Origin of the sequence: Streptomyces sp. MBT65 (genome assembly GCF_016612545.1) — a bacterium.
In the GTDB taxonomy this organism is placed as follows: domain Bacteria; phylum Actinomycetota; class Actinomycetes; order Streptomycetales; family Streptomycetaceae; genus Streptomyces.
Window position 1 is genome coordinate 1 of record NZ_JAENRY010000667.1, and the last position, 2,568, is coordinate 2,568.

4 protein-coding genes and 1 pseudogene are annotated in these 2,568 nt (G+C 70.1%); 3 read left to right on the forward strand and 2 right to left on the reverse strand.

The window, feature by feature from the left end:
• From JHN63_RS51440 to JHN63_RS51450, 3 genes and pseudogenes are all read left to right on the forward strand, one after another.
• Positions 1-677 (forward strand): annotated as a pseudogene (locus JHN63_RS51440) (lipid-transfer protein); the annotation flags it as partial.
• 4 nt (positions 678-681) lie between these two features.
• The gene (locus JHN63_RS51445; protein WP_200691997.1) at positions 682-1,098 is read left to right on the forward strand and encodes a Zn-ribbon domain-containing OB-fold protein; all 417 of its coding nucleotides are present in this window, start codon (positions 682-684) and stop codon (positions 1,096-1,098) included.
• A complete protein-coding gene (locus JHN63_RS51450) occupies positions 1,095-1,868 on the forward strand; it encodes an enoyl-CoA hydratase/isomerase family protein (RefSeq protein WP_200691998.1) in 774 nt (257 codons plus the stop codon). Before JHN63_RS51445 ends, JHN63_RS51450 begins: the two co-directional genes overlap by 4 nt.
• Before the next feature lie 39 nt (positions 1,869-1,907).
• Here the strand turns inward: JHN63_RS51450 and JHN63_RS51455 are convergent, their stop codons facing one another.
• Both JHN63_RS51455 and JHN63_RS53755 read right to left on the reverse strand, forming a co-directional pair.
• Positions 1,908-2,435 (reverse strand): hypothetical protein, encoded by a 528-nt coding sequence (locus tag JHN63_RS51455; RefSeq protein ID WP_200691999.1) that lies wholly within the window; start codon positions 2,433-2,435, stop codon positions 1,908-1,910.
• Between the two features lie 32 nt (positions 2,436-2,467).
• A partial coding sequence (locus JHN63_RS53755) for a PQQ-binding-like beta-propeller repeat protein (RefSeq protein WP_234478972.1) occupies positions 2,468-2,568 on the reverse strand: 101 nt, incomplete at its 5' end.

Genomic DNA, 2,568 nt, shown 5'->3' on the forward strand with positions numbered 1-2,568 from the left:
GCCCAGTGGACCCGCCCCTTCGGCCTCCTCCGCCCGGCCGACGAGATCGCGATGCTCACCCGCCGCTACATGTACGAGTACGGCGCGACCCGCGACCACCTGTTCAACGTCGCCCTCGCCTGCCGGAACAGGGCCAACCAGAACCCCGCCGCGATCATGTACGACCGCCCGCTCACCCGCGAGATGTACATGACCTCCCGCTGGATCAGCGAGCCCCTCTGCCTCTTCGACAACTGCCTCGAGACGGACGGGGCGTTGGCCTGCGTGGTCGTCTCCAGCGAGCGTGCCCGCGACTGCCGGCGCACCCCCGTGTACATCCACTCCGCCGCCCAGGGCCTCCCCGCCCAGCACCACGGCATGGTCAACTACTGGAACGACGACCCCCTCACCGGCCCCGCCTGGACAGCGGCCCGACACCTGTGGAAACACGCCGACTTCACCCCGCAGGACGTCGATGTCGCCCAGATCTACGACGCGTTCACGGCCCTCGTCCCGCTCTCCCTGGAGGGCTACGGCTTCTGCGGGAGGGGCGAGGGCGGCGCCTTCACGGAAGGGGGCGCCCTCGAAATCGGTGGCCAACTCCCCCTCAACACCGGCNCAGGCTCCCCGACGCCGCCACCTGTCTGGTGACGGCGGGCGAGGGCGTCCCCACCTCCGCCCTGCTGCTAAGGAGTTGACCCCATGCTCTCCCCCGTCACCGACACCGACGGCGCCCCCTTCTGGCAGTACGCCCGTCAGGGCGAACTCCGCGTCCAGACCTGCGCCGACTGCTCCGAACCCCGCTTCCCGCCCCGCCCCTGCTGCCCCCACTGCCAGTCCTTCGCGAGCGAGTGGCGGCTGACGAGCGGGCGTGGGCGGGTCTGGTCGTACGTCTTCCCGCACCCCCCGCTCCTGCCCGACTACGCCGCCGTCGCGCCCTACAACGTGATCGTCGTCGAACTGGTCGACGCCCCGCGCGTCCGGCTGGTCGGCAACCTCGTCACCGGGCCGGGGGCCGCTCTCGACTCCCTTGCGCCGGAACGGGTTCGGATCGGGGCGCGGGTGCAGGTCGTGTTCGACGCGGACGGGCTTCCGCAGTGGGTCCTGGAGCGGCCATGACCCTCCAGGTCTCCCTCGACAAGGACACCGGCGTCGCCGTCGTCACCCTCGACCGGCCGCGGAAGCTCAACGCCATCGACCTCGCGACGGCCGCCGAACTGGCCGCTGCATGGCGGGAGTTGCGGTTCGACGACTCCGTACGGGCCGTCGTCCTCACCGGGGCCGGGGAGCGCGCCTTCTGCACCGGACTCGACCGGGACGCGGTCGTGCCGCAGCCCAACTCGCCCTATATGCAGGACGATCCGCTGCTCACCATCGGCCCGAAGGCCAACGACTTCTGGAAACCGGTGATCTCCGCCGTGTCCGGGATGGCCTGCGGCGGGGCCTTCTATCTGCTGGGCGAGAGCGAGTTCGTCATCGCCGACCCGAGCGCCGTGTTCTTCGACCCGCACACCACCTACGGCATGGTCAGCGCGTACGAGTCGGTGCTGATGGCACACCGGATGCCGTACGGCGAGGTCGCGCGGATGATGCTGATGGGGACGGCGGAGCGGATCTCCGCGCGGCGGGCGTACGAGCTGGGGCTCGTGTCCGAACTCACCGCGCCCGGTGGGGCGTTGGCGGCAGCCGTGGACTGCGCGACCGTCATCGCCGGGTATCCGACGGAGGGGGTCCAGGGCACCGTCCGGGCGTTGTGGTCGGCGAAGGAGGCGGCGCGGGCGCAGGCCTATGCGCAGGCGCCGCCGCTGATTGCCCTTGGCAATCTCCCGAGCGAACGGCAGGCGGAGCTGTTCGCCGCCCGTGGGAACGGCGGCTTCCGGACCCGGTGAGGGTCTGAGGTCTGAGGTCTGAGGTCTGAGGTCTGAGGGTCAACTCACCGCTGTGGCACGGCGGTCGACGACACAGTGGTCCACCGGGGTGGAACTGCCGAGGAAGCGCACCCGCACGGTCGCCCTGCCGTTGGCCGGCACCTTGACGTCCGCGTAGTTGTAGTCGACCTCGTTGTCCTGGGCGTCCTCGAAGGTGACGTTCACGGAGAAGGTGGCCTTGCGGTCGTTCGGGTTGCTGACCTCGACGGTCGCGTACTGCCTGGTCGCCGTCGCGCAGCTCACCAGCTTCGCCGTACCGTCCCGCAGACTGCTGCCGCTGCCGGAGGAGGCCGTAGAGGTGGGCGTGGAGCGGTAGTTGGGCTGGTGGGTGTACGAACTGCCCTCCGACGAACCGCCCGTTGTACTGCTCGACGTGTCGTGATCCTGCCTGGAGCTGCTGCACCCGCCCCCACCCCCGCTGCTCCCATGGCGGCTGCTGTGGTGCCGTCCGGTGGAGAAGCCGGTGAGGGTGAGAACCGTCAGTGCCAGTACTGCCGTGAATCTGAGCTTGCGCCCCCGCGTTTGCATCCGCTCATGCTACCGATCCCAACAGGCGCCGCTCACGCGGTTCTTGCGGTGCCCGTCCCCTTCTCCGCGTCGAGGGCGTACACGCAACGGTCCTTGCTGCACGCGTACACGACGCCGTCCCGCACCACCGGCG